The 24,925-nt window shown below is 64.8% G+C and carries 24 protein-coding genes; 11 read left to right on the top strand and 13 right to left on the bottom strand.

Annotated features, from left to right (window positions below):
* Both RB2654_RS06310 and RB2654_RS06305 read right to left on the bottom strand, forming a co-directional pair.
* A partial coding sequence (locus RB2654_RS06310) for an MATE family efflux transporter (protein ID WP_008329724.1) occupies positions 1 to 1,341 on the bottom strand: 1,341 nt, incomplete at its 3' end.
* 231 nt (positions 1,342 to 1,572) lie between these two features.
* The gene (locus RB2654_RS06305; protein ID WP_008329722.1) at positions 1,573 to 2,169 is read right to left on the bottom strand and encodes an SAM-dependent methyltransferase; all 597 of its coding nucleotides are present in this window, start codon (positions 2,167 to 2,169) and stop codon (positions 1,573 to 1,575) included.
* An 89-nt stretch (positions 2,170 to 2,258) separates the two neighbouring features.
* On the opposite strand from RB2654_RS06305, the gene RB2654_RS06300 reads away from it, so the two are divergent.
* Positions 2,259 to 2,897, top strand: coding sequence for a TIGR02453 family protein (locus tag RB2654_RS06300; RefSeq protein ID WP_008329720.1), 639 nt, complete (start codon positions 2,259 to 2,261; stop codon positions 2,895 to 2,897).
* A 92-nt stretch (positions 2,898 to 2,989) separates the two neighbouring features.
* On the opposite strand, the gene RB2654_RS06295 is transcribed toward RB2654_RS06300, so the two are convergent.
* From RB2654_RS06295 to RB2654_RS06265, 7 genes are all read right to left on the bottom strand, one after another.
* The gene (locus RB2654_RS06295) at positions 2,990 to 4,267 is read right to left on the bottom strand and encodes a lytic murein transglycosylase (protein WP_246146599.1); all 1,278 of its coding nucleotides are present in this window, start codon (positions 4,265 to 4,267) and stop codon (positions 2,990 to 2,992) included.
* A gap of 113 nt (positions 4,268 to 4,380) precedes the next feature.
* Positions 4,381 to 5,211: an SDR family NAD(P)-dependent oxidoreductase gene (locus RB2654_RS06290; RefSeq protein ID WP_008329717.1), complete on the bottom strand. Its 831-nt coding sequence runs from the start codon at positions 5,209 to 5,211 to the stop codon at positions 4,381 to 4,383.
* 70 nt (positions 5,212 to 5,281) lie between these two features.
* Positions 5,282 to 6,223: a polyphosphate kinase 2 gene (gene ppk2 / locus RB2654_RS06285; protein ID WP_008329709.1), complete on the bottom strand. Its 942-nt coding sequence runs from the start codon at positions 6,221 to 6,223 to the stop codon at positions 5,282 to 5,284.
* A 119-nt stretch (positions 6,224 to 6,342) separates the two neighbouring features.
* Positions 6,343 to 8,622, bottom strand: coding sequence for a glycosyl hydrolase family 28-related protein (locus RB2654_RS06280; RefSeq protein WP_008329708.1), 2,280 nt, complete (start codon positions 8,620 to 8,622; stop codon positions 6,343 to 6,345).
* 257 nt (positions 8,623 to 8,879) lie between these two features.
* Complete coding sequence (locus RB2654_RS06275; protein WP_008329706.1) at positions 8,880 to 9,614, bottom strand: DUF4336 domain-containing protein; 735 nt, start codon at positions 9,612 to 9,614, stop codon at positions 8,880 to 8,882.
* Complete coding sequence (locus RB2654_RS22300) at positions 9,607 to 10,020, bottom strand: hypothetical protein (RefSeq protein ID WP_148912599.1); 414 nt, start codon at positions 10,018 to 10,020, stop codon at positions 9,607 to 9,609. Before RB2654_RS22300 ends, RB2654_RS06275 begins: the two co-directional genes overlap by 8 nt.
* A 72-nt stretch (positions 10,021 to 10,092) precedes the next feature.
* Positions 10,093 to 10,509, bottom strand: a complete 417-nt coding sequence (locus RB2654_RS06265) for a DUF4864 domain-containing protein (protein WP_008329702.1) — start codon at positions 10,507 to 10,509, stop codon at positions 10,093 to 10,095.
* 244 nt (positions 10,510 to 10,753) lie between these two features.
* Between RB2654_RS06265 and RB2654_RS06260 the strand changes: the two genes are divergently transcribed.
* The 3 genes from RB2654_RS06260 to RB2654_RS22840 are packed head-to-tail and all read left to right on the top strand — an operon-like array spanning position 10,754 to position 13,339.
* Positions 10,754 to 12,181, top strand: coding sequence for a cytochrome ubiquinol oxidase subunit I (locus RB2654_RS06260; RefSeq protein WP_008329700.1), 1,428 nt, complete (start codon positions 10,754 to 10,756; stop codon positions 12,179 to 12,181).
* 1 nt (position 12,182) lies between these two features.
* Entirely contained in the window at positions 12,183 to 13,214 is a 1,032-nt protein-coding gene (gene cydB / locus RB2654_RS06255) for a cytochrome d ubiquinol oxidase subunit II (RefSeq protein ID WP_008329698.1), read from the top strand.
* Positions 13,214 to 13,339 (top strand): DUF2474 family protein, encoded by a 126-nt coding sequence (locus RB2654_RS22840; protein ID WP_008329696.1) that lies wholly within the window; start codon positions 13,214 to 13,216, stop codon positions 13,337 to 13,339. Before cydB ends, RB2654_RS22840 begins: the two co-directional genes overlap by 1 nt.
* A gap of 144 nt (positions 13,340 to 13,483) precedes the next feature.
* Here RB2654_RS22840 and RB2654_RS06250 read toward each other — a convergent pair whose 3' ends face one another.
* A complete protein-coding gene (locus RB2654_RS06250; protein WP_008329695.1) occupies positions 13,484 to 15,061 on the bottom strand; it encodes a lysine--tRNA ligase in 1,578 nt (525 codons plus the stop codon).
* A 70-nt stretch (positions 15,062 to 15,131) separates the two neighbouring features.
* Here RB2654_RS06250 and RB2654_RS06245 point away from each other — a divergent pair, with 70 nt between their 5' ends.
* The 3 genes from RB2654_RS06245 (at position 15,132) to RB2654_RS06235 (ending at position 16,892) form a co-directional block, all read left to right on the top strand.
* A complete protein-coding gene (locus RB2654_RS06245) occupies positions 15,132 to 15,608 on the top strand; it encodes a tellurite resistance TerB family protein (protein ID WP_008329693.1) in 477 nt (158 codons plus the stop codon).
* Positions 15,609 to 15,615: 7 nt separating this feature from the next.
* On the top strand, positions 15,616 to 16,077 hold the full coding sequence (locus RB2654_RS06240; protein ID WP_008329692.1) for a hypothetical protein: 462 nt from the start codon (positions 15,616 to 15,618) through the stop codon (positions 16,075 to 16,077).
* Between the two features lie 116 nt (positions 16,078 to 16,193).
* A complete protein-coding gene (locus RB2654_RS06235) occupies positions 16,194 to 16,892 on the top strand; it encodes a glutathione S-transferase N-terminal domain-containing protein (RefSeq protein WP_008329691.1) in 699 nt (232 codons plus the stop codon).
* Between the two features lie 153 nt (positions 16,893 to 17,045).
* Here RB2654_RS06235 and dacB read toward each other — a convergent pair whose 3' ends face one another.
* Positions 17,046 to 18,518 (bottom strand): D-alanyl-D-alanine carboxypeptidase/D-alanyl-D-alanine endopeptidase, encoded by a 1,473-nt coding sequence (gene dacB, locus RB2654_RS06230; protein WP_008329690.1) that lies wholly within the window; start codon positions 18,516 to 18,518, stop codon positions 17,046 to 17,048.
* Between the two features lie 165 nt (positions 18,519 to 18,683).
* Positions 18,684 to 19,286, bottom strand: coding sequence for a nicotinate-nucleotide adenylyltransferase (locus RB2654_RS06225; protein ID WP_040884482.1), 603 nt, complete (start codon positions 19,284 to 19,286; stop codon positions 18,684 to 18,686).
* Between the two features lie 117 nt (positions 19,287 to 19,403).
* Here RB2654_RS06225 and RB2654_RS06220 point away from each other — a divergent pair, with 117 nt between their 5' ends.
* The 3 genes from RB2654_RS06220 to RB2654_RS06210 all read left to right on the top strand — a co-directional run bounded on the left by RB2654_RS06220 (position 19,404) and on the right by RB2654_RS06210 (position 22,648).
* Complete coding sequence (locus RB2654_RS06220; protein WP_008329688.1) at positions 19,404 to 20,279, top strand: bifunctional helix-turn-helix transcriptional regulator/GNAT family N-acetyltransferase; 876 nt, start codon at positions 19,404 to 19,406, stop codon at positions 20,277 to 20,279.
* 103 nt (positions 20,280 to 20,382) lie between these two features.
* Entirely contained in the window at positions 20,383 to 22,098 is a 1,716-nt protein-coding gene (locus tag RB2654_RS06215; RefSeq protein ID WP_008329685.1) for a family 43 glycosylhydrolase, read from the top strand.
* A 151-nt stretch (positions 22,099 to 22,249) separates the two neighbouring features.
* Positions 22,250 to 22,648, top strand: coding sequence for a c-type cytochrome (locus RB2654_RS06210; RefSeq protein WP_008329683.1), 399 nt, complete (start codon positions 22,250 to 22,252; stop codon positions 22,646 to 22,648).
* Between the two features lie 46 nt (positions 22,649 to 22,694).
* Here RB2654_RS06210 and RB2654_RS06205 read toward each other — a convergent pair whose 3' ends face one another.
* Positions 22,695 to 22,907, bottom strand: a complete 213-nt coding sequence (locus tag RB2654_RS06205) for a hypothetical protein (protein ID WP_008329680.1) — start codon at positions 22,905 to 22,907, stop codon at positions 22,695 to 22,697.
* Positions 22,908 to 23,262: 355 nt separating this feature from the next.
* Between RB2654_RS06205 and ettA the strand changes: the two genes are divergently transcribed.
* Positions 23,263 to 24,918 (top strand): energy-dependent translational throttle protein EttA, encoded by a 1,656-nt coding sequence (ettA, locus tag RB2654_RS06200; protein ID WP_008329678.1) that lies wholly within the window; start codon positions 23,263 to 23,265, stop codon positions 24,916 to 24,918.
* Positions 24,919 to 24,925 lie beyond the last annotated feature (7 nt).

The raw sequence follows: 24,925 nt of genomic DNA, 5'->3' as shown, positions 1-24,925 counted from the left end.
GTCGCGCGCGAGGGCCCAAAACCGCGCTTGGAGATAGATTGCGGCGCAGGCGAGCCCGGTGACGAGGCCGAGCCAGACGCCGACGCCCTCCCACCCCAGAACGATGCCGAAGATATAGGTCGTGGGCGCGCCGATCAGCCAGTAGCTGACGGCGGCGGCCACCATCGGGCGGCGCGTGTCCTGCATCCCGCGCAGGATGGAGATGCCGAGCACCTGCGCCGAGTCGACGAACTGGAACAGCGCGGCCATTGCGAGGAGGGTCGAGCCGATGGCAAGGATCTCGCCCCGGAGCGGGTCGTCCGGGTCGACGAAAAGGCCCATCAGGGCCTCGGGGATCACAAGGAAGACGACGAGCGCGACGCAGGCGAAGAAGAAGCCCAATAGCCAGACCGCCACCGCCCCGTCGATAAGCGCACGCCCGTCGCGGCGGCCAAAAGCGCGGCCCGCGCGCACGGTGGCGGCGTTGGACAGGCCGAGTTGCACCATGAAGGCGATGGTCGCGATCTGGAGCGCGATCCCGTGGGCGGCGAGTTGGATCGTCCCGATCCAGCCCATGACGTAGGACGAGAAGTTGAACAGCCCCACTTCGGCCACGGTCGTCAGGCCAATCTGCCAGCCCATCGCGAAGACCTCGCGCAAGGCCTCGACATCCGGGCGCCAGAGACGCTGGAACAGGTTGTGATCGGGAAAGACCCGGATGGCATAAAGCGCGAGCCAGATCGCCGAGACGAGGTTCACGACGAGCGAGGCGATGGCGGCACCCTGAATGCCCAATTCCGGGAACCCGAAGCGTCCGAAGATCAGCAGGTAGTTCACCAACACGTTGGCCAGCGCCGCGCCGACCGTGACCCAGAACTGCACGCGGGTTTTTTCGAGCGCCGAAAGGTAGCCCTTGAGCACCATGACCATGAGGCCGGGCAGGATGCCGAAGCCCGCGATGCGCAGATAGGTCTGGGCCATCTGGCTGATCTCGGGGTCCTGCCCCAGCGCGATCAGGATCGGCTTCGACCAGATGAACACCGGCAGGCACAACGCACCGGTGCCGAGCGACACCCACAGCCCCATGCGCGTCACCCGGCGGATACGCACCTCGTCGTCATGTTCGGCGGCGGCGGCGACCAACGGGGTCACGGCCCAGGCGAAACCCGAGATGAAAATGAACAGGATCAGGTAGGTCGAGGTGCCCAGCACAAGTGCGGCCAGCGCGCGCACATCGTACCAGCCGATCATCAGCGTGTCGGTCGTCTGCACCGCCACCTGCGCCAGTTGACTGCCGATGAGCGGCAGGCCCAGCGTCAGGTGCGCCTTGGCATGGGTCCGGTATGTGGCGAGGGGTTGCATCGGCCCCGCTTTGCCATGAAGGCGGCGCGGGGGGAAGGGATTTGATCGGATGGTCGAAAAATGGCGCAGTCGCGTGGGTTTCGCGGGACGGCTCCGGGCTGGATCGAGCCGGGAGTCAGCAGGTGCGCGAATACCGGAATACTAGGATTCTAGTATTCCGGTTCTGAATTTATTTAGGGAAAATAGTGTGTTGCGCGCCGCCCCTCTAGTGAATTCATTAACGAAGCCCCCTCAGCCCGGCTTGCGCGCGATCAAGTCGATCAGGGCCGACATCCCCGCATGCCCGGCCCCTTCGTCAAGCTCCATGTCGTAGGATGCGAGGCGCAGCACCTCCCACCCGTCGAAAGCCTCGGCCAGCAGGGCTTCGGTATAGAGGTTCTCCACCTGCTTCGGCCCGCCCGTCGCATAGTCGAGCTGTTTCGGGGTGTAGCCGTGGATCGTGATGAGGCCGCCGGGCTTCACGGCCCGCTTCATCCCATCGAACACCCCGGCGCGGGCTTCGGCACCCATGAATTGAATGAAGATGCCCGCCACGAGGTCGAATTCCGTCGCGCCCCAATCCCAGTCGAAGATATCCGCTTCGACGAAATCGACCGTCACACCACGGTCCGCTGCGAGGGCGCGGGCCTTGGCGATGGCGTTGGGCGCAGCTTCCATCGCTGTCACGCTCAGGCCGCATTGCGCCATGTAGACCGAATTGCGCCCTTCGCCGTCCGCCACGGCCAGCGCGGTCATGCCGGGTTCCAGAAACGCCCGCTGCGCCACCAGGAATTGCGAGGGCTCGGTGCCGAACACGAAGGCCTCGGTCGCGAACCGATCGTTCCACATACCTGACACCTCCTGTCAGCAGTCACTCAGCAAACGCTTGGCGGATCGCCCGCGCCGCGCCAGACTGGCAGGAAACGGGAGGTTTGGCGATGGATGGGTTTCACGATCTGGTCTCCGGATCACGCGGCTTTTTCGCGCAGTTGGCCGCGAACAACGATCGCGCGTGGTTCGCGGACCACAAGGCGGATTACGAGGCCCGGGTGAAGCGCCCCGCGGAGCTTCTGCTGGACGACATCGCAGCGACCCTGTCGCGCGATCTGAACGTGGCGACCAAGCCAAAGCTCTACCGGGTCCATCGCGACGTGCGGTTTTCCAAGGACAAGACGCCTTACAACACCCATTTGCACATGCAGTGGTCGATGCCGGACGCGCCGGTCTGCTACCTGTTCGGCGCGTCGGCGGAGTATTGCAAGCTGGGCGTCGGCGCGATGGTGTTTCCCAAGGATGCGATCGCGACGTGGCGCGCACGGGTCGATGAAGGCGCCGACGTGGTGGAGGCGGCGGCGGCGTTGCAGGCGGCCGGGTGGGAGATGTCGGAGCCGGAGCTGAAGCGCGTCCCGGCCCCCTACGCCCCCGACCATCCGCAGGCCGAGCACCTGAAACGGAAAGGCCTGATCCTGTGGCACGACCTGTCGGAGGACGAGGCGCAGTCGCTCACGACCGTCATGCCGGCCCGGTTCACCGAGGCGGACGGGTTTCGCCGCGCTCTGGTGTCGGCGCTGGCCTGAGGGATCGAATGGCGCGGGGCGCGCCATCCGATCCGGGCGGGGGCCAGCCCCGGCACCCCCGAAGTATTTTTGAAACGAAGAAGAGGCGGGCGTCAGGCGCGCGGGCGCCCGCCGAGTTTGACGAGGAGCGCCTTGGTCGCCTGGCCCGTCGAAGGCATCCCGTTCGCGGCCTCGAAGGCGCGGATCGCGGCTTCGGATTTCGCGCCGATCACGCCGTCGGTTCCGTCGGTGTCGAAGCCCTTGGCCGTGAGGCGGCGCTGAATGTCCTTGCGGTCGTCGAGCGTCAGGCCTTGGGGATCGGGGCCGAAGCTGCCCCGGATCGGGCCACCGCCCGCGATCCGGTCGCCCAGATGGCCGACCCCGATCGCATAGGAGGTCGCGTTGTTGTAACGCTTGATGACGTCGAAATTCTTGAAGACCATGAAGGCCGGGCCGCCGCCGCCCGCCGGCTCGATCACCCGCGCCGCACCGTAGTTGCCGACCGCGTTCCCGTTCATGTCGCGCACGCCCATGGCGGTCCAGCTGTCAACACTGCGGCTGTTGGAAAAGCCCGCCTGCGCGCGGTCGAAGCCCTGCGGCAGCCGCACCTCCACGCCCCAGGGCTGGCCCTTTTGCCAGCCGTGACGTTTGAGGTAGTTGGCCGCCGAGGCCAATGCGTCGGTCGGATCGTCTGACCAGATGTCGCGCCGCCCGTCCCCGGTGTGGTCGACCGCGTAGCTGAGATACGAGGTCGGCATGAACTGCGTATGCCCCATCGCGCCCGCCCATGAGCCGACCATGCGGTCCGGGGTCGTGTCGCCGTTCGCGAGGATCTTGAGCACGGCGTAAAGCTGCTGGGTGAAAAACTCCTGCCGCCGCCCGGCGTAGGACAGGGTCGCCATGGCGCTCACGATTGGCGTATCGCCCCGGCGCGTGCCGTAGCTCGATTCCATGCCCCAGACCGCCGCGACGACCTTGCCTTCGACCTCGTAGGTGCTTTCGACGGAATTCAGCGTCGAGGCGAAGCTGCGGTAGTTCGCGCGCCCGTTCGACACGCGTTCGTCGCTCGCCGCGATGGCGAGGTAATCTTCGAGCGTCCGGGTGAATTCGGTCTGGTTCCGGTCGCGTTCGATCACGCCGGGAATGTAGCCCGCGCCCCGGAACGCGGTGTCGAGCACCGAACGCGAGATGCCGCGCCCTTCGGCCTGGTTCTTGAAGCTCACCACCCAGTCGTCGAAGCCTGCGTTTTGCTGGATCGGCATCGCGCTTGCGCTGCTGCTGGACGCGCTGGCGACCGAACGGCCGCGCGGCGACGCGCCGCAAGCGGTCAGCGCGCCCATCGCCGTCAGGCTTAGCAGCGCCGTGCGCCGGGTCATGTGGAAATTGGTCATGCCTGCCCCCGTCGTTTTTCGGGTTTCGTTTTGCGAAACCATAGCCCGAACGCGCCTTTCGGCCAAGGAGAGGCTGAGGCCACGCGAAACCGCTCGGCGGGCCTTCGCCGGGGTCAGCCGCGCATCGCCCCCGCGACGAGTTTCGGATACTGCGCCGGGATCGCACGCACCAGCAGGTCGAGCCAGTAGGCCTTGGGCGTCACGGTGATCCGCCGCCGTCCCCGCGCGAGTTTCTTCAGGATGTCCCGCGCCGCGACCTCCGGCGGCATCTTGAGGTATTTGCGGTAATTCTCGTCGATCTGGGCCTTGATCTGCGCCTGTCGTTCCGGCGTCAGGTCGTCCCAGTCCGGCGGAAGCCTGCGGGCGATGTCGGTGGCGATACCTCCCGGCAGGACGAGCGCCACCGCGACCGGCGCGCGCGCCTGCAACATCTCGATCCGCACAGATTCGGTCAGGCCGATGACGGCGGATTTGGACGCGCAATAGGGCGCGGCGCCGCCAAGGGCGAGCATCCCGTTCAGGCTTGCGATATTGCACAAAAGACCATCGCCGCTGTCTTTCAGATGGGGCAGGAAAGCGCGGGTGCCGTTGAAGGCCCCCCAGAGGTTCACGCGCAGGACCTTTTCGATCTCGTCATCCGCAAGCCGGGTGATCGGCTTGCCTTCGATCGCGATGCCCGCGTTGTTGTATAGCTGGTGGACGGCGCCGAAATGCCCGGCGACTCGCCCGGCGAAGGCACCCATCGCCGCACTGTCGCCCACGTCGACGGCTTCGGACAGGGCATCTCCCCCGGCCGCGCGCACCATGCGGGCGGTCTCGTCCGCCCAGTCGCCGTTCAGGTCGCAGACCGCGACGCGTGCGCCCCGCGCGGCGAGGCCCAGCGCAAGCTCACGCCCCAGCCCCGCGCCACCGCCGGTCACGACCGCCACCTTGCCGGAATACATGCTCACGCCCCCTGCCGCCTTGTCCGGGCGAGGTTAGCGGGATGGTCCCACCGGGTCCATGCCGGACCGCCTATTGCCCGCCAGGCTTGGCCACGCGGCGATGGTCGGGATGCAGGCTCGCCCCCAGAATGTGATCGGCGCCGTGGATCACCTGACTTGCATGCCCGACGATCAGGGGGTCGGGCGGCACGGCGATGTGGCGGTTTTTGTCGGGGTAATCGAGCGTCGACAGGAAATGGCGCATCGCCTCAAGCCGCGCGCGCTTCTTGTCGTTCGATTTCACGATGGTCCACGGCGCATCCGCCGTATCGGTGTAGAAGAACATCGCCCCTTTCGCCTCGGTATAGTCGTCCCATTTGGACAGGGACGCCTTGTCGACCGGCGACAGCTTCCAGCGTTTCAGAGGATCGGTCTCGCGCGCCTTGAAGCGGCGGGCCTGTTCTTCCTGCGTGACGGAATACCAGTATTTGTAAAGCCGGATGCCGGAGCGTACGAGCATTCGTTCCAGTTCCGGCACCTGCCGCATGAATTCGAGGTATTCGTTGGGCGTGCAGAAACCCATCACCCGTTCGACGCCCGCGCGGTTGTACCAAGAGCGGTCGTAAAACACCATTTCGCCCGCCGTCGGCAGGTGTTCGACATAGCGTTGAAAGAACCACTGGCCGCGTTCCCGGTCTGAGGGCTTGTTCAGCGCGACGACGCGCGCCTCGCGGGGATTGAGATGCTCCATGAACCGCTTGATCGTGCCGCCCTTGCCCGCCGCATCGCGCCCTTCGAACAGGAGCACGAACTTCTGCCCGGTCTCGCCCGCCCATTTCTGGACCTTGAGAAGCTCGGCCTGAAGCTGCGCCTTCTGCGCCTCGTAGTCCTTGCGGTCCAGCTTGCCCTCATAGGGGTATTCCCCGTTCTCGAAGGTCTGACGGATGAGGTCGGCGGTCACCGTGGGGAAATGGGTGATCTCGCCCGTCTCGGGGGTCGCGGCGCCATTTGCGGCGGTCGTCTCGCGCGTCATAAGTCTCTCCTGTCCAATACGTGCCGATTGTAACCGGGGAGAGGTCTTTGCGCCTTGATCGGGGTCAAGAAAACGCCCCGGCGAGGGGCCGGAGCGCAGGTCTTGCGAAAGGTGCGATCTTAAAGCGGTTTGTCGACCCGGATCGTGGTGTGGACGGTGCCACGGCAGGCCTGCGGCCAGACAAGCTGGACGTACTTGTTCTGCGACCCCGCGTTCACGTTGACGTAGGGCATTGAGTCTACCCGCGCGTTGGAGGAATTCTTGATCTCGCCCTCGGTCACCACCGCGCTCACCGTGCGGGCATTACCCCCGAACGGCAGGTAGTCGGAAGGGTCCAGCGTCCATGTCGTCGCGTTCGACGTCTGGTTGAACTCCAGACAGACCGGGCTGATCGTGCGCTGGGTGATGCCGTTGAAGTTGTTACGCTCGAAGGTGATGTTGCGGAACCGCCAGTAATCGGGGCCGGCATGGGTGGTGTCCCATTCCTCGACCCGTTCGATGGTGCCGGTCGCGCAGTAGAAGGTGTTCTCGTTCACCTGAAGGCCGGACAGGAAGTGGTCGTTGCCATAGGGCTTCACGCGCAGGAAGCGGAAGCTGGAAATGGCGTTGGAGCAGTAGAAGATATTGCCGGTGATCGTCAGCCCGCCGAACCCGTATTCGTTCGAGAAGTCAGGCTTGGAGTCGTGTTCGTTCGTCCATTCGATCGAACAGTTGTCGATGTAGTTGCCCGTGACCGTGGCCACGCAGGCCTCGCGCGTGAAGATCAGCCCCGCAACCCGTGGCGCGTTCGAGAAATCGTCGCCCTGGAAGAAGTGGTTGCCGGTGACCATATGCCCGGTGCCATTGATGATGGCGGACAGGCCCATGCGCTGGAATCGGCAATCGCGGATCTTCGTGTCGTTGGCGTTCACGTTGAAGCCGACACTCACGCGCTGGTCGGCCTCGAGGCTCTGTTCGTTCGAAATCCACTGGCACTGTTCGAGGTGCAAATCCTGACAGGCCCGGCCCGCCGAGGTGATCCCCTTGTGCTTGGGCTTGATGAAGAAGCAGTCCTTGAACTGGATATTCTCGCCTTCCTTCGACAGCATGACCCCGTTGCAATAGCCGTTCATCTGGAACTCGACCTCGGAAAAGGTCAGGCGGCGCAGGTTCTCGAACCCCATGAAGTCGAGGATGTATTTGTAGCGGGTGAAGGTATAGGTCTGGGTCGAGTTGGGGCCGTAAAGGGGTTGGCTGATCTCGCAGCTTGCCGCCCCCACGTTCACCGACTTTACATAGACCTCGCGCCCCACCCCGTTGCCGGTGATCTGGCTGCCCGGCTGGATCTGGCTGGCGTTCGTCAGCCCGGTGAGCATAAGCGGGTTGTTCGGGTTGTAACTGCCCTGCGAGGTCGTCACATCCGGGTCCCACGCCGGATCGTCTTGCGCGTAGAACTGGCCGTTGCGAATGACGCGGCGGATCAGGAAGGTGTCGGACGTGTTCAGCGCGTCCTGCATGTCGATCGGGCCCCAGACGTTGATGGTGCGGCCGGCAAGGTCGAACCCGTCATGGTCGGAGTAGTTCATGAGCGCCTGAAAGCCCTTCTTGAACCCCGTCACCTCGTCCCCGAAAGCGTCGATGTAGGTTTCCAGATCGAAATTGCGCAGGAGCGCAAGATGCGCGCTGGCGGGCATGTTCACGGTGCCGTCGAAGCGCACCTTGTTCTGGATCGTGAGCGACGAGCCGATGTGATAATTCCCGTCCGGAATGACCACCGTGCGCCCGTCGGCATCGGCGTCGGCCGCTGCGAAGGCCGCCCGGTCGTCGGTCGACCCATTGCCGACGGCGCCATAGTCACGCACGTCCACCACGTCTAGGATGTCGCGCAGGAACGTGCCGGTCACATCCTCGATCTCGATGTCGTCCACCCGCACGATGCCGCCCGAGGGCCCGATGAGGTCGATCCCGAAATGTCCGTATTCTGGGGCGGCGCCCCAGATCATGTCGACCCCGTCGCGGTTGCCGGCGGCGACGATGCCGGTGACGGTCACCACCTCGCCATAGGTGTCGAGCGCGACCGAGGGCGCGGTCTCGTCCAGCCCGGCGACATGGTTGTTCGAGCCGTCCATCGCGTATCCCGCGACGCGCACCGAGGGAAACGTGCCGCTCATCGCCTTCACCTTGGCTGTGACGCGCAGGTAGGTGCCCGGCAGGATCGGCGTTTGCCCGGTCCAGCGCAGTTTCTGCGTGCTCTCGGTCTTGAGCAGTTCGAGACAGCCCCCGAAATCCTGATCCGACGGCACGAAGGCGGCGTTCGCCGCCCCGTTGTATGTCGCGGAGCCCGAGGTTCCGTTTTCGCTGGACCATTGGTCCAGCCCGTCGACGAAGGGCGACGGCATCAGGTCGAGGGTGGTGCTCATGGATATCCCTTTCCGCGTGGCGCAGCAGTTGGCCAAGGGGTATCGGTCAGGCGTTAAATGCCGCTGAGGGCACCGTGCGCTGCCCCGGCCCGGAGGGTGCCGAGCGGCGCGTGGGGCAAGCCCCACGCACAGGTCTTGCACCGCCCTGCCGCTGGCAGGTCGGCGCGGCGGGGGGACCAGTCCCCCCCGAGAGGGCGCCTTTGCAGGCAAAGACGCCCTCCCCCCCTGAGGTTTTCGGAAACAGAGAAGAGGCCGTGTCAGGGCAGGACGAACCGGAAGGCGCGTTTCAGTTCTCTGGTGCCGTCGCGGTCATACCATCGACCGTGGGCCAAGATGACCCGCTCGGGGCCCCAGCCGATCATGGTTTCGACGTCCGTGCGAAGCTGGTCGTGGTGGCCCCGGAAGGTCGCGCGCATGTCGCGGGGCATCTTGCCGTCCGGGTCGGCCACGCCCACGAGCGGGACGATCAGGCGGAACCACCACGGGAGTTTCGCAGGCTCGAAGTTTTCGATGAGGTCGGTGAGGATCAGTGTGCGGGACGCGCGATGGAAAAAGACCGCTTCACGGTGCACGCTGCTGCCGCGCACGATCATCGGGTCGATCTCGCCGGCCCAGTCCGGGGGCGGCGTCCGGGTCAGGAGGTGATCGTAATCGGCGAAGGCGCCATGCTTGCGCGCGCGGTCCGCGACGCCCGGCGCGGCCCATGTTCGGGCCTTGGGAAACCGGGCCTTCCAGTCGCCGACATAGGCATAGTGAATCCAGTTCGGCGCGACGAGGTGCCGGACCGGCCCCAGCGCCGCGACCTGCGCGGCGAGATCCTCGGACAGCCGGGTCGGGGAATGCACCCACAGATCGCCATTGGCCAGCCGCAGGATGGTCGCGCGGGTCGAGAACGGCATGCCGTAGAAGCGGATCGCGGGGCCGTCGACGATCCACGCTTCATCCGCGACGGGTTTGGGAGTGTCGAGCGGTTCGTAGCCGGTGTCAGTCAAGGAGCATCAGGCTCACATCTTCCCCGCTCGCCCGAGGGGCCGGGTAGTTTCTGAGGTAGTCGGTCATCTGCCAGCGCAGGAGGAAATCCTTGTCGTAGACGAGATACGCGACCCCGGCGGCTTCGGCCACCATGCGGACCTGATATTCGTACTGGTCTTCGCGCCCGTTGGTGTCGATCATCACGACGCCGGGCGCCTTTCCGGTCAGTTGCGCCGCGAACAAGGCCTGATGCAGGCTGTCGGTGGAGGATCGTTTGTCTAGTCCGACCTCGTAGACCGTCGTGTCGGTTTCGCAGTCCACCACGACATAGTGCAGGTCGTAGGCCGCGCTGTAAGGATGACGGACCTCGGCTTCGCCGCCAAGGATCAGGCTACACAGAATTGCGGCCAGTTCCAGTTCACCCATCATCGCCTCCTCAGACGATAATGGGGGTTCGGTGGTCTCGTGTTAACCTTTTGTTAACACTTTTTTAACCTTTCAGACGCCGACGCCCGCTTCGCGGATGAGCTGCACGCCGTCGATCAGCCAGCCCTTGTCGGTGGCGAACATCTTGTAGTCGAGCACGTGATAGGTGCCGGAACCGTCGCGTACGAGCACCTTCTGCCACATCGACCCGTTGATATCGCGCAGCTCCAGAAATTCGGTCGAAGTCTGCTTCCAGACCATCGGGTAGCCGGTTTCGACCATATGTCCGAACAGTTTGGGGGTGCGGAACATCCGCTGGATCATGGGCGAGGCGTAGGACCACGCGGTATCGACATCTTCGGCGCGAAAGGCATCGAGTTGGCTCGCGATCACACCCTGAATGGCGCCTTCATCCGTCTCCTCGGCCGTCGTGGCGTGGGGAAGGATCGTGGCCAGAGTCATCGCGAGGACGAGTAGAATCTGTTTCATCTGATGTACTCCCTGATACCCAACATACGTTGACGGCGCGTCAATGGTTTCATCGCCGACCGCCTTTTCTGCAAGTATACAAGGGGTCCGGGAACCGAAGCCGCCGATTTCCGTTGAGATTACAAGGACGTGATGGGTGGCGACGAATTGTCCAGTCGAAGATTTTTTGTGCCGCACTAACTTTTGCAGCAGATAAAGGTTTACAGGCGCCCATCCGCGTGCGCCGCGATCAGGGGAGCATCTCATGCTTGGTTCATTCGACGCCGTCCTGCTGGCCCGCATCCAGTTCGCCTTCACGGTGTCGTTCCACTTCCTGTTTCCGGCTTTCACCATCGGCCTTGCCTCGTTCCTCGCGGTTCTGAACGCGGCGTGGCTTTGGACGAAGAACCGGAAATACCTCGACCTGTTTCGCTACTGGGTGAAAATCTTCGCATTGGCCTTCGCCATGGGCGTCGTTTCCGGCATCGTCATGTCCTACCAGTTCGGAACCAACTGGAGCGTGTTTTCCGACAAGGCCGGCCCCGTCATCGGCGCGCCGATGGCCTATGAGGTGCTGTCGGCCTTTTTCCTCGAAGCGGGTTTCCTCGGCATCATGCTGTTCGGGCGCGACCGCGTGGGACCGGGGCTGCACATGGCGGCGACCGCGATGGTCGCGTTCGGCACGTTCCTGTCGGCGTTCTGGATCCTGTCGGTGAACTCGTGGATGCACACGCCCGCGGGCTTCTCCATCGACCCCGAGACGCAGCAATTCGTGCCGGAGGATTTCTGGCAGATCATCTTCAACCCGTCCTTCCCCTATCGCCTCGCCCATACGGTGACGGCGGCCTATCTGACCACCGCGTTCATCGTCGGCGGGGTCGGCGCGTGGCACCTTCTGCGCCGCCGCCGCAGGGGCGAGAAAACAAGCGCGGCCACCAAGCAGATGTTTTCCATGGCGATGTGGATGGCGGCCATCGTCGCGCCGATCCAGATTTTCCTCGGCGACATGCACGGGCTGAACACGCTGGAGCATCAGCCCGCCAAGGTCATGGCGATGGAGGGGCACTATGAAAGCCATCCCGAGGGCGCACCGCTCTACCTTTTCGGCATCCCGAACGACGAAGAACAGCGGCTGGACTATGCAATCGGCATTCCCAAACTGTCGTCGCTGATCCTCAAGCACGATCTGAACGCGCCGCTCGACGGGCTGGACACCATTCCCGACGACGAACAACCCCCGGTGGGTATCGTTTTCTGGTCGTTCCGCATCATGGTGGCGCTCGGCTTCGCGATGCTGGGGATCGGGCTGTGGTCGCTCTGGGCGCGTTGGCGTGGCGGGCTGTTCACGATGCCCTGGCTGCATCGGGCCGCCGTGCTCATGGCCCCGTCCGGGCTGATTGCCGTGCTCGCGGGCTGGATCACGACCGAGGTCGGGCGCCAACCCTATACCGTCTATGGTCTCTTGCGCACGGTCGACAGCGCCGCGCCGCTTGATGCGCCCGCCGTCGGTGCCTCGCTCGTCGCCTTCATCGTGATCTATTTCACCGTTTTCGGCGCCGGCACCTTCTATATCCTGCGGCTGATGTCGCGCCCGCCTGCCGATCACGAGCCGTCCTACAAGACCACCGTTGACGGCCCCACCCGTGCGGCGGGCATCACGCCCGCGCCCGAAGACCCGAAGGCAGGAGAGTGACATGCCTATCGTATCCGACATTTCCTTCGACCTGACGACGATCTGGGCCTTCATCATCGCCTTCGCCGTGCTGGTCTACGTGGTGCTCGACGGGTTCGATCTGGGCATCGGCATCCTGTTCGCGGCGGAGCGGGAACGCGACGACCGGGACGTGATGATGAACTCGGTCGCGCCGGTGTGGGATGGCAACGAAACCTGGCTGGTGCTGGGCGGCGGCGGGCTGTTCGCGGCCTTTCCGCTGGCCTATTCCATCGCCCTGCCCGCGCTTTACGCGCCGCTCATCGCCATGCTTCTGGCCCTCGTGTTCCGGGGCGTCGCGTTCGAGTTCCGTTGGAAGGCCAAGACCGGCCGCTGGCTGTGGGATTACGCCTTCATCGCCGGATCGACCCTCGCCGCGTTCGCGCAGGGTGTCGCGCTCGGCGCGCTCCTGCAAGGCGTCGAGGTGAACGAGGCGCAGCGCGCCTATGCGGGCGGCTGGTGGGACTGGCTCTCGCCCTTCTCGATCTTCGTCGGCATCGCCGTGGTCGTCGGTTACATGCTGCTGGGGGCCACGTGGCTGGTGATGAAGACCTCCGGCCCGTTGCAGGAGCGGATGCGGACACGCGCATGGCACCTCGGCATCGCCACCGTGATCTTCATCGGCTCGGTGTCGATCTGGTCGCCGATGTTGCAGGACGGCTATTTCGCCCGCTGGTTCGAAGGCTGGCATGTGCTCTGGGCCGTCGCGGTCGCCGCCGTGGTGCTGGCGCTGGCGTGGTTCCTGTTCCGCGCGCTGCATGTCCACCGCCACGATCACTGGCCGTTCCTGTCGGCGCTCGGTCTGTTCGTGGTCAGTTTCATCGGCCTTGGCCTGACGATGTATCCCTACATCATCCCGACCGAGATCACGATCTACGAGGCTGCGGCCCCACGCGCGAGCCAGATCTTCATGCTGGTCGGTGCGGGCGTGCTGATCCCGGTCATTCTGGGCTACACGGCCTACGCCTATTACGTGTTCCGCGGGAAGATCGACGTGGACACCGGGTATCACTGATGCGGGACGCGCCTGACGCCAAACACCGGAAAGGCAAACAGCTTCTGTGGTTCGTCGCGATCTACGGGATGAGCGTAGCGGCCATCGGTGCGGTCGCATGGATCATCCGGTTGTGGATCGTGTGACCGCCCGAACGCTTTCTGACCCGGTGTCTTCTCCGGTCAGAAAAACCTCGGGGGTCGCCCTGGTCGCTCCATTGGCCCGCGCGGCAGTGGCGACGGGGCAGCGCCCCCGCATGGGTCGTCCCGAGCTCGGCCCGGGACGAAAGATCAACCGACGAGATCGCCCGCCAGTGCCTTGTCGATCAGCGCAACGGTTTCATCGACCCCGTAGAGCGCGATGAACGAGCCGAAGCGCGGACCCTGATCGGCTCCCAGCAGCACCTGATACAGCGCCTTGAACCAGTCGCGCATCGGGTCGAAGCGTTCGCGGCCACAGGCGAAGACTTCGCCCTGAAGCCCTTCCGCATCGTTGCCGCCCTCCCACGCCGCCAGACGGTCGCGCAGATCGGTCAGCGCCTCGCGCTCCAAATCGGTCGGCAGGCGATAGGACTTCGTGGGCGCCACGAAATCCTCGTAATACCTGATCGCGTAACCCGCAGCGGCGTCGAGGTCCGGGTGCGTCTCCGGCGTGGCGTCGGGTGCGTAGTTCCGGATGAAGCCCCAGAGCACCGATTTGTCGTGGGCCGAGGCCACCGAGGCGAGGTTCAGAAGCATCGAATAATTCACCACCATCTTGCTCTCCGGCACGTTGCCGGAATGGATGTGGTAGACCGGGTTCGCAAGCTGCTGCTCGGGCGTCTGGGTCGGATAGGCCTGCAACTGCTGGTGATATTCGTCCATCGCGCGCGGGATCACGTCGAAGAACATGCGCTTCGCGGTCTTGGGCTTCTGGTACATGAAATACGACAGGCTCTCGGTCGAGGCATAGGTCAGCCATTCGTCGATCGACAGCCCGTTGCCCTTGGACTTGGAGATCTTCTCGCCCTTGTCGTCGAGGAACAGCTCATAGGTGAAATGCTCCGGCGCCCGACCACCCAGCGCGCGACAGATGCCGTCATAGATCGGCGTGTTGGACGAGTGGTCCTTGCCATACATCTCGAAATCGACGCCCAGCGCGGCCCAGCGCGCCCCGAAATCGGGCTTCCACTGAAGCTTCACGTTGCCGCCGGTGACCGGCAGCGTCCATTCGCGGCCATCCTCGTCGTCGAAGGTGATCGTGCCGTCCTCGGCATTCACCTCCTTCAGCGGCACATAAAGCACCCGCCCCGTTTCCGGATGGATCGGCAGGAAGATGGAATAGGTCTGCTGACGCTCCTCGCGCAAGCTTTTCAGCATGATTTCCATAAGCTTGTCGTAATTCTTCGCCGCCGCCAGAAGCGTCTCGTCGAAGGCGCCCGATTTGTAGAACTCGGTCGCGGAATAGAACTCGTACTCGAACCCGAAAGTGTCGAGGAACCGGCGCAGCATCGCGTTGTTGTGGTGCCCGAAGCTTTCGAATTCCTCGAACGGGTCCGGCACGACGGTCAGCGGCTGTTGCAGATGTTCGCGCAGCATCTCCTGGTTCGGGACGTTTTCGGGCACCTTGCGCATCCCGTCCATGTCGTCGGAGAAGCAGAAAAGCCGCGTCGGGATGTCGCTGATGACCTCGAACGCATGGCGGATCATCGTGGTGCGCGCAACCTCGCCGAAGGTGCCGATATGCGGCAGACCGCTTGGCCCATACCCCGTCTCGAACAGCACGTAACCCTTTTCGGGCGGCTGTTTTTCATAGCGTTTCGCGAGCCGGCGCGCCTCTTCGAAGGGCCAGGCTTTGGAGTTCATCGCGACGTCACGCAAGTCACACATGGTTCGGGTTCCGGTCTCTGTCGGGCGGGCGCACCCATGCGCCCGTGAAAGCGTCTACCTATTGAACGGGATGATCCGGGTCAATATTCTGCAACGCAACAATAAAGACAAAGGAGGCCCCCCGTTGCCCGACCTGCCCCATGCCCTGACGCCCGAAGACTGCCTGATCGCCGTGATGATGACGGTGTCGCTGTCCGACGGTCAGATCCGCACCTCGGAATTGCTGCGGATCGAGGAAATCGTCGACCACCTTCCGGTCTTCGCGAGTTACGACGCCGACCGGATCAAGCAAGTCAGCCAGACCGTGTTCGACCTGATGAGCGAAGAGGACGGTCTGGATGCCCTGTTCGGATTGGTGCGTGAGAACTTGCCAAATCACCTTTGGGAAACCGCCTATGCCATGGCTTGCGACGTCGCCGCGGCCGATGCGGTCATGCGCGAGGGGGAGCTGCGGCTGCTCGAAGAAATCCGTTACGAGCTGAACATCGACCGGCTTCACGCCGCCGCCATCGAACGCGGGGCGCGGGCGCGGCACATGACGCTTTAGGCAGGGGATGGGCACACCCGACCCGGCCCGTAAACCTTCGCCCCTGTCGGGCGTGGCGCTGCCCGTCGCGGTGCTCGCCGTCTCGGTCATCGGCGCGGGGGCGATCCTTCTGTGGCCCGAGGACGACCCGGCCCCGGCGGTCGACCCCTATGAGGTGGCGCGCGACTGCGATGCGGCGGAGCAGGTCCGGTTCGAGGGCAAGATCTTTTGCCCCGGCACGCTCATCGAGGTCTTCAAATACGCGGGGATCGACACGGTGGCGCATAACGGCGCCACCTATCGCATCGTGGTCGATGCAGGCCGGACCGGGACGATATTGGGCCACGCCCCCTCGCCCGTGAACGGAACGCCTTCGGTCGCACGCATCCTGTGGGACGCTCAGGAATGGCCGCTGGAGGACGGCGGCACGGCCATGCTGCCCGCTTTCGAGGAAACCACCCACGCCGATTACCTGCGCCTGCGCCGCTGACCCATGTGCGCAGGCCACGGCTGGCATGTGCGAAATTGCCCGTGGCACTTCGCGGCGTTTGGTGAAACCGTAACGCGACCCGACCGCACCAGCGGTCGCACCAGAAAGGACACGCCATGCTTCAAGACTTCGAGATCACGAAACGCTGGCCCGCCGAAGACCCGTCGAAGATCCAGCTTTATTCGCTGCCCACGCCGAACGGGATCAAGGTGTCGGCCATGCTCGAGGAAACCGGCCTGCCCTATGAGCCGCACCTCGTGAACATCATGGAAGACGACCAGTTCACGCCCGAATTCCTGTCGCTCAACCCCAACAACAAGATCCCGGCGATCATCGACCCGGACGGTCCGGGCGGCAAACCGCTGGGGCTGTTCGAAACCGGGGCGATCCTGATCTATCTGGCGGAAAAGACCGGGCTTTTCCTGTCCAGCGACCCGGCGGAGAAATACGAGACGATCCAGTGGCTCATGTGGCAGATGGGCGGCGTCGGCCCGATGTTCGGGCAGTTCGGCTTTTTCTATGCCTTCGGCGGCAAGGACATCGAAGACCCGCGCCCGCGCGACCGCTACATCGGCGAGTCGAAACGGCTGCTGGGGGTGCTCGACAAGCGCCTCGCGGGCCGCGATTTCATCATGGGCGAGGCCTATACCATCGCCGACATCGCGGTCTGGCCTTGGGTGCGCGGCCTTTCCTCCGCCTACAAGGCCGACGATGTTCTGGAGCTGGGCAGCTTCGAAAACGTGGTGCGGTGGCGCGCGGCCTGCCTGTCGCGCCCGGCGAGCGAAAAGGCCATCAACATCCCGGCCCGCCCCTGAGGCGACCGAACGGTGCGGGCGGCGGGGCCGCCCGCGCAGGTCTTGCACGGCCCCGGCTTGCGCCGGGTCCGCGCGGCAGGGGGGCCAGCCCCCCTGAGCGACTTTGCGGGGCAAAGCCGCTCCGCCCCCCGAGGTTTTCGGAAACGAAGAAGATCAGACGCCGTAGACCGTCATCCACCGGTTGATGAGCTGCTGCTGAAGCCAGCGCGAGCGACCGGCCCAGCCGCGCCCGCCATCGGGGCGTTCGCGTTCGGCGCGGGTCAGGGCCGCGCGGCGATCCATGTCGTTGGTGAAGATGGCGAAGCACAGCACGTTGCCGTCGGCGGCGGTCACGTAGCCCGCGAGCGTCGAGACGAAGTTGAGCGTTCCGGTCTTGGCGAAGATCGAATGCGCGGCGTGTTCGTTGTATTTGCCCTCGTCGTCCTTCACCGCGACCTCTTTCAGGTGTTGGTGCAGGACGCCGCCGGGCTTTGCGGTCTGCAACATGCGCACCATGTCCTGCGTCGACACCACCCCGGTGTCGGACAGGCCGGAATGGTCGGTGAAGGCGGCTGCGCTCGCCCCCATCGAAGCGCGCATCCAGTCGCTCATCGCCGCACCGGAGTCGGCCAGCGAGGTGACCGGGACGCCGCGCGCACGGGTGGCGGCGAGGCCCACGGCCTCGGCGGTGATGTTGGTCGAGTAAAGCAGCATGTCGCGCACGATGGTGGACAGGTCCTGCGAGGCATGGCTGACGATCGCCGTGCCGGTCGGTGCCGCGTCGCGCACGGTCGCGGTGGGCAGGGTCACGCCGTGAACGCGGGCCAGCGCCTGAAACACTTCGCCCGCGTAGAGATCAGGGCGGCGCACCGGAAGCCAGCGGGACCCGCCGTTGCCGAGCGCGCCCTTCGCCACCGTCCATTCGTCGATGCCCGTGGTGCCGCTGACATAGGTGTAGACGGGCAGATCGCGGTCCACGACCTTCATGCTGGCCGTGGTGACACGGGGGCGATACCGGTCCGAGCGCGCGTCCATTTCCACGGTGTAGCCGCTGTCGGACCGGGTCCACTGGAAATGCACGCGGTTGAAGTTGAGGTTCAGGCCCGACACGGCGGGGTTGTAGCCCAGATGGTCCGGTTGCGACGGGTCGATGGATTTCACGTAAGGCAGGGCACCCGCATAGACCTGAAACGCGCCGGTGATGCCGGTGACGCCCAGCGCCTTGAGCTTCTGCGCCATACCGGCGAGCGCGTTGGTGTCGAGCGTCGGATCGCCGCCGCCCGCAAGGATCAGGTCGCCCTGCACCTTGCCGTCCTTGATCCCGCCGGTGGCGAAGAGGCGCGTTTCGAACACGTGGTCGAGACCGAGCGAGTCGAAGGCGTAAAGCGCGGTCACCGATTTGGCGACGCTGGCAGGCGGCATGGCGACGGCGGCATTGCGCTGTTCGAGGATCAGGCCCGTCTTCGCGTCGGACACGACGAAGCCGATCTTTCCGTTCAGATTGGCCTGTTTGACGAGGTCGTCGACGGCCGGCGCGGTGATCGTCGGGCGCGCGGGCGGGACCACCACGCCCGCATCGGCACGCGGCATCGGGCGGATCGACGTCAACGGCGCTTCGGCCACGGCCGCGGTCCCGACCGCAGCCATGGCGCCGGTTAGAAAACTGCGCCGTGTGTAACCCCCTGACATGGGTGCGAGTAAAGCCAAACCTCCGGTCCCCGACAAGTGCGATTCCGGAAACAATAGATGCGGAGTCTTGGTTAATTGCGGGTTTCTGCCGGTCACATTCGCGGGAGTTCGCCGGTCACGTCGTCAATCGGACCATTCCCCGCGGGCGCGAATCTCGGACGAGGAATGCGGGCGCATCGGGACGTTGACGAGGGTCCAGGCCGGCGGGTCCATGTGGATGATGCGACGGGCATGGCGGCCGGGCACGCGGTGGTCGCGAAACGTCTGGGCGGCGGGCGACATGCGCGCCGCGACGCGCTGACCCGGTCTTGCGATCACGGCGACCGGGAGCGCGCCCATGATCCAGTCCCAGTTTTCCCACCTGTGGAACTGGGCGAGGTTGTCGGCCCCCATCAGCCAGACGAACCTGACCTTGGGATAAAGATCGAAAAGCCGGCCCAGCGTTTCGGCCGTATACCGCGTGCCGAGCTTCGCCTCGATGTCCGTGATCGTGACGCGGGGGTGCTGCATGACCTGACGCGCCCGTTCGAGCCGCGCATCCATCGCGCGGGGCCCCCTGGCTTTCAACGGGTTGCCGGGGCTGACCAGCCACCAGACCTCGTCCAGCCCCAGCCGTTTGATCGCCTCGCGGGTGATATGGGCATGGCCTTCGTGGGCCGGATCGAAGGATCCGCCCAAAAGCCCGATCACGCGCCCGGGCCGTCCCTGTGGCAAGTCAAAACGCATCGCGCCTGATTGACCCGGAGGCAGGCCGGGTGTCAACGGCGTTTGCGAAGGGCGGCTTGACGGTCGCTTATTTATCTGACCAATGTCAGCTATATTTCCTGACCCGAGTCCGAGACCATGCAGCCCACCGACATCGACCGCATCCGCCGCTTTCACCGGACCGTCACCCGCGAAACCGGGGTGATGGATCAGAGCTTTCTCGGCCGGGGACGTCCGCTTGGCGCGGCGCGGGTGCTGAATGCTATCGGACGCGGCATGGAGGAAGTGGGCGCGATCCGCGATTACCTCGGCCTCGACTCCGGGTTGATGAGCCGCCTGTTGCGCAGCCTTGAGGACGAGGGGCTGGTCGAGACCCACCCGGCCCCGCAGGATGCCCGACGCCGTGTCGCGCGCCTGACGCACAAGGGCCGCGCGGAATTCGAGGCCTACGAAGACCTGTCGAACACGCGGGCGCAGCGCCTGCTGGATCATCACCCGAACCGGGCGGACCTGCTTGCGGCGATGGACTTGATCGCCTCGGCCCTCGGCCAGCACGCGGTCGAATTCGTCGAGGCCGACCCCCGCGACCCGACATCGGTCTGGTGCCTGTCCGAATATTTCGCGGAACTGTCGCGCCGGTTCGAGCGCGGGTTCGAGGTGCATCTGTCGCGCGACCCCGAGGCGACCGACATGATCGCACCGAAAGGCGCGTTCTTCGTCGCCATGTCGGACGGGCTTCCCATCGGTTGTGGCGGGCTCAAGGGCCACGACGGCACTTGGGGCGAGGTCAAACGGCTCTGGGTTTCGCCTGCCGCGCGGGGCCTGAAGCTCGCCACGCGGCTGATGGAGGTGATCGAGGCCCGCGCGCGCGATCTGGGAATGGGCGTGCTCCGGCTCGACACCAACAGCCAGTTGCCCGAGGCCGTCGCGATGTATCGTCGGCTGGGGTGGACCGAGATCGAACGGTTCAACGACGACCCTTACCCCGACGTGTTCTTCGAAAGACGCCTCTGACCCCGGCTCTGACGAAAGATTGACGCGAGCGTCGGCCCCGCACGCTTGACCGGATTTTGCACCGGGGCCATGCTTTTCGGCAAAAACATACAGGCGTGCAGATATGACGAAGCATCCGATCCTGACGGCGGTGCGGGCCGCGACCTTGGGCTTGCTGACCGCGTTCGCGGGTCCGGCCCAAGCGGCCGATCCGGGCCGCGTTCACATCATGGACGGGCTGGCCGACCCCGAAGTCTTCCGCGACGGCGACCGTTACCTTCTGACCGGAACCTGGGCGCCGGGGCGCAACAATTCGCTGAAGATCTGGCAATCCACCGACCTCACGAATTTCCGTGAACTGACCCATTACCAACCGACGCAGATCGACCCGGACCACGGATATTGCCGGATCTGGGCGCCCGATATCTCGGTCGACGGCGACCAGCTCGTCCTGTCGTTTTCGGCGATGCAATATCCCAAGGGCGGCACCTGCCCCCCGATCGCCAAGGCCCCCAGCAATCAGCAAGTGACCACGTGGGTCGCCACCTCCCCCCGCCGCAACGTGAGCTTCGGCGTGCCGAAACCGATCAACGCGGGCACCAAACTGCCCCGGTCGTTCAAAAGCAGCGCCTGCCCGCCCGAGGGCTGCAACCGGGCGATCCGCATCGACAGCTCGGTCTATGACCACATGGGCGGCGACTGGTTCTTCTACACGTGGTTCACGCGCGGCAACAACATCGCGGCCTTCCCGATGAGCCGCCCCGACGCGGTCTACAACATCCTCACGCCGTTCTCGAACTACGACAATCCGTTCTCGAGCGTCGATTACGAGGAGTCGATCAACGAGGCGCCCGACGTCATCTCGCACAACGGGCTGGACTATCTGATCTACAGCCGCGGCAACGCGCATTTCGCCTATGGGCTGAGTTATCTGGTGGCGAACGGCCCCGGCAACTTCTCGAAGGCGCGCGGGGTGCGCAGCCTGTCGACGCCCGTCTTCGCGGAGACCGGCCCCGGCTGCACCAACAAGGGGATGCGGTGGAACTACCGCCGCGAACCGCTTCTCGAAAACCTCGGGCACAGCGCGGCGGTCGAGATGGGCGGGCGGTATTACATCTTCTACCACGTCGGCGAATGGACGGGTGAGAACTGCACCGGCTTCAAGCGCAACACCTATCGACAGGCCCTTACCTTCAAGCCCGACGGTACGCTGGAAAGCCTGACCGACCTGTTCCTCGTCTGGCCACGGCAAGAGGGGCACAGCTACTCCATCGACGTGCGGCTGAAGAACGGGCGCTGGATCGCACCCTGCGTCGGTGCCAGCACGCTGGGCCAGACCCCGTCCTACCGCTTCACGGGCGCCTGCCCGACGGCGAGCGGCAAGGACCGCCGCGTCCACAAGTCCGAGATCGCCGAGGTGAAGCTGGTGATGTCGAGCGACGGAAACTGGGGCGACGGCAAGGGCGAAAGCGCACGAAAGGTCAGCTATTCGGGCGGCGACTATCTGTATCTCGGCCCGCCCGCCGAGGACGCCGTGTCGATCACATGGACCGAAACGGGGCGCCGGGGCGAGGATTTCTCGCTCGACGTCATGTTGAAGAACGGCCGTGTCGTCGCGGGCTGCTTCGGCCCCGGCGATCTGGGCCATGCCGACGCCGTGCGCTTTGCCGGCACCTGCCGCGACAACGCCCGCTCCCGCATCGCCCTGAACCAGATCGCCGGATTCCGCGTCTGCTCCTCCGCCGCGTGGATGGGCGCAGTGCGCCCGAACGACATCTGCGTGCGCGAAGGCTATCGCCCCGGACAACAGCGGGTGCATGTGGATATGGGCGGAGGCTGAGGGGCGCGCGCCCTTCCCCGACACACGAACCGTCTGAGCGGCGACGACCCGGATGTAACGCTGCGACCAAAGGTCCGAGTTGAATCTGGGGTCTTTCATAAGTTATATTTTGATTACTTCCGCGCGAACGTTGAACCGAGAGGAGCATCGTATGTCCATGAAACACTGGGCCGTCGCGGCCATGTTCGCCACCCTGCCGCTTGCCGCAACCGGGCAGGACACCACCGCCGGGCAGGAGGAATACATGGTGGCCTGCGCCATCTGCCACGGGGAATCCGGCAAGGGCGACGGCCCCTTCGCATCGGTCCTGAACCTGAGCGTTCCGGGGCTGACGGGCCTCGCCGCCGCAAATGACGGCGTGTTTCCTTATCTCGAAACCTTCATGGTGATCGACGGACGCACCGGCGTGCGCGGCCATGGCGGCCCGATGCCGATCTGGGGCGACCGCTTCACCGCGACCGCATCGGACCTCGGCCCGATCAGCGCGGAAATCATCGCGCGCGGGCGGATCGCTGTCCTGACGGATTACATCGAGAGCATTCAGGACTGACGCGGCCCGACACCGCCCGACCCCGACGGGCCGGGCGGTCAGCGCCTTACATCAGCGTTCTCCGGTCCATGTCCGGCGGCATCCGGCTGGGCCGGGCGGCCGGAGGCAACCCCACGTCGCGGTGCAGATACTCCGGCACCGACCGTGTCAGCCGCGCGGGCGGGCGCTGGCGGGCGGGCAGGATGGCAAGGACGATCCGGCCCAGCCGGATCACGCGCCGGGGACCGGGGCGCAGGGTGGTATTGGTGACGTAGACCATCGGTCTCTCCTTGGGTCAGGAGGGACGCCTGCACACGTAACCTGTTGGATGAGCAACAAAAAAGGCCGCGTTTGCAGGCGGCCTCCGGTTGCAAAAGATCATGCGAACGCCGCGCTAGGGGGTCGAACCCCGCTGGAGATATGCTCGGCAAAACTTCGACATGATCGTCTCCTTCTCGCACCGGACCATCCGGTGCGCCCCTATCCTTAGCCCGGCCCGCCCGTTCGGCAAAGCAAAACCTGACCCCGTGTCATGACTTATCGCAATGTTGCCCATCGACAACTCGGATGCAGGCTGTTGCCCCTGCCCCGCGCGGGGACTATCTAGGCCCAAACCCAAATTCCACGAGGGCATCATGGCCAGCTATCAATACGTCTACCACATGGACGGCGTTTCCAAGACCTACCCGGGCGGCAAGAAGTGTTTCGAGAACATCCGCCTGTCTTTCCTGCCGGGCGTCAAGATCGGCGTCGTGGGCGTGAACGGCGCGGGTAAGTCGACCCTGATGCGGATCATGGCCGGGCAGGACAATGACTTCACCGGCGAGGCCTGGGCCGCCGAGGGCGCCAAGGTCGGCTACCTCAGCCAGGAGCCGGAACTGGACGAGGGCCTCACCGTGCGTGAAAACGTCATGCTGGGCGTGAAGGCCAAGAAGGACATCCTCGACCGCTACAACGAACTCGCCATGAACTACTCGGACGAGACCGCCGAGGAGATGGCCGAGTTGCAGGACACCATCGACGCCCAGAACCTGTGGGATCTGGACGCGCAGGTCGACGTGTCGATGGAGGCACTGCGCTGCCCGCCGGACGATGCGGATGTTACGTCGCTCTCGGGCGGGGAACGCCGCCGGGTGGCGCTTTGCAAACTGCTGCTCGAAGCGCCCGACATGCTGCTTCTCGACGAACCGACCAACCACCTCGACGCGGAAACCATCGCGTGGCTGCAACAGCACCTGATCGACTACAAGGGGACGATCCTGATCGTCACCCACGACCGCTATTTCCTTGACGACATCACCGGCTGGATCCTCGAACTCGACCGGGGCCGCGGCATTCCCTACGAGGGGAACTATTCCGCGTGGCTCGAGCAGAAAGCCAAGCGACTGGAGCAGGAAGCGCGCGAGGACAAATCGCGCCAGAAGACCCTGCAACGCGAACTGGAATGGATGCGGCAGGGCGCGAAAGCCCGCCAGTCCAAGCAGAAGGCGCGGATCGACCGCTATAACGAACTGGCCGACCAGTCCGAGCGTGAAAAGATCACGAACGCCCAGATCGTCATCCCGCGCGGCCCGCGCCTAGGCTCCAAGGTGATCGAGGTCGAGGGGCTCAAAAAGGCGATGGGCGACAAGCTGTTGATCGAAGACCTGTCGTTCTCGCTCCCCCCCGGCGGCATCGTCGGCGTGATCGGCCCGAACGGCGCCGGTAAATCAACGCTGTTCAAGATGCTCACCGGGCAGGAACAGCCCGACGCAGGGTCGATCGAATTCGGCGACACTGTGGATTTGGCTTACGTCGACCAGTCGCGCGACGCGCTTGATGCGAACAAGACGGTGTGGGAAGAGATTTCGGGCGGAGCCGAGGTGATCGACCTTGGCGACGCCCAGATGAACTCCCGCGCCTATTGCGGGGCCTTCAACTTCAAGGGCGGCGACCAGCAGAAAAAGGTCGGGCTTCTGTCAGGCGGTGAGCGCAACCGGGTTCACATGGCGAAGCTGTTGAAATCCGGCGGCAACGTGATCCTGCTCGATGAGCCGACAAACGATCTGGACGTCGAAACGCTCCGCGCGCTGGAAGACGCGCTGGTCGATTTCGCAGGCTGCGCAGTGGTCATCTCCCACGACCGCTTCTTCCTCGACCGCATCTGCACGCACATTCTGGCGTTCGAGGGCGAGGCGCATGTGGAGTGGTTCGAGGGGAACTTCGAGGACTACGAAGAGGACAAGAAGCGCCGGCTGGGACCGGATGCGCTTGAGCCGAAGCGGTTGAAGTATAAGAAGTTTTCGCGGTGACGTAGGG

The organism is Maritimibacter alkaliphilus HTCC2654 (assembly GCF_000152805.1).
Taxonomy (GTDB): Bacteria; Pseudomonadota; Alphaproteobacteria; order Rhodobacterales; family Rhodobacteraceae; genus Maritimibacter; species Maritimibacter alkaliphilus.
Note: the sequence above shows the minus strand (reverse complement) of the source record. Positions and strands in the feature narration are given on the sequence as shown.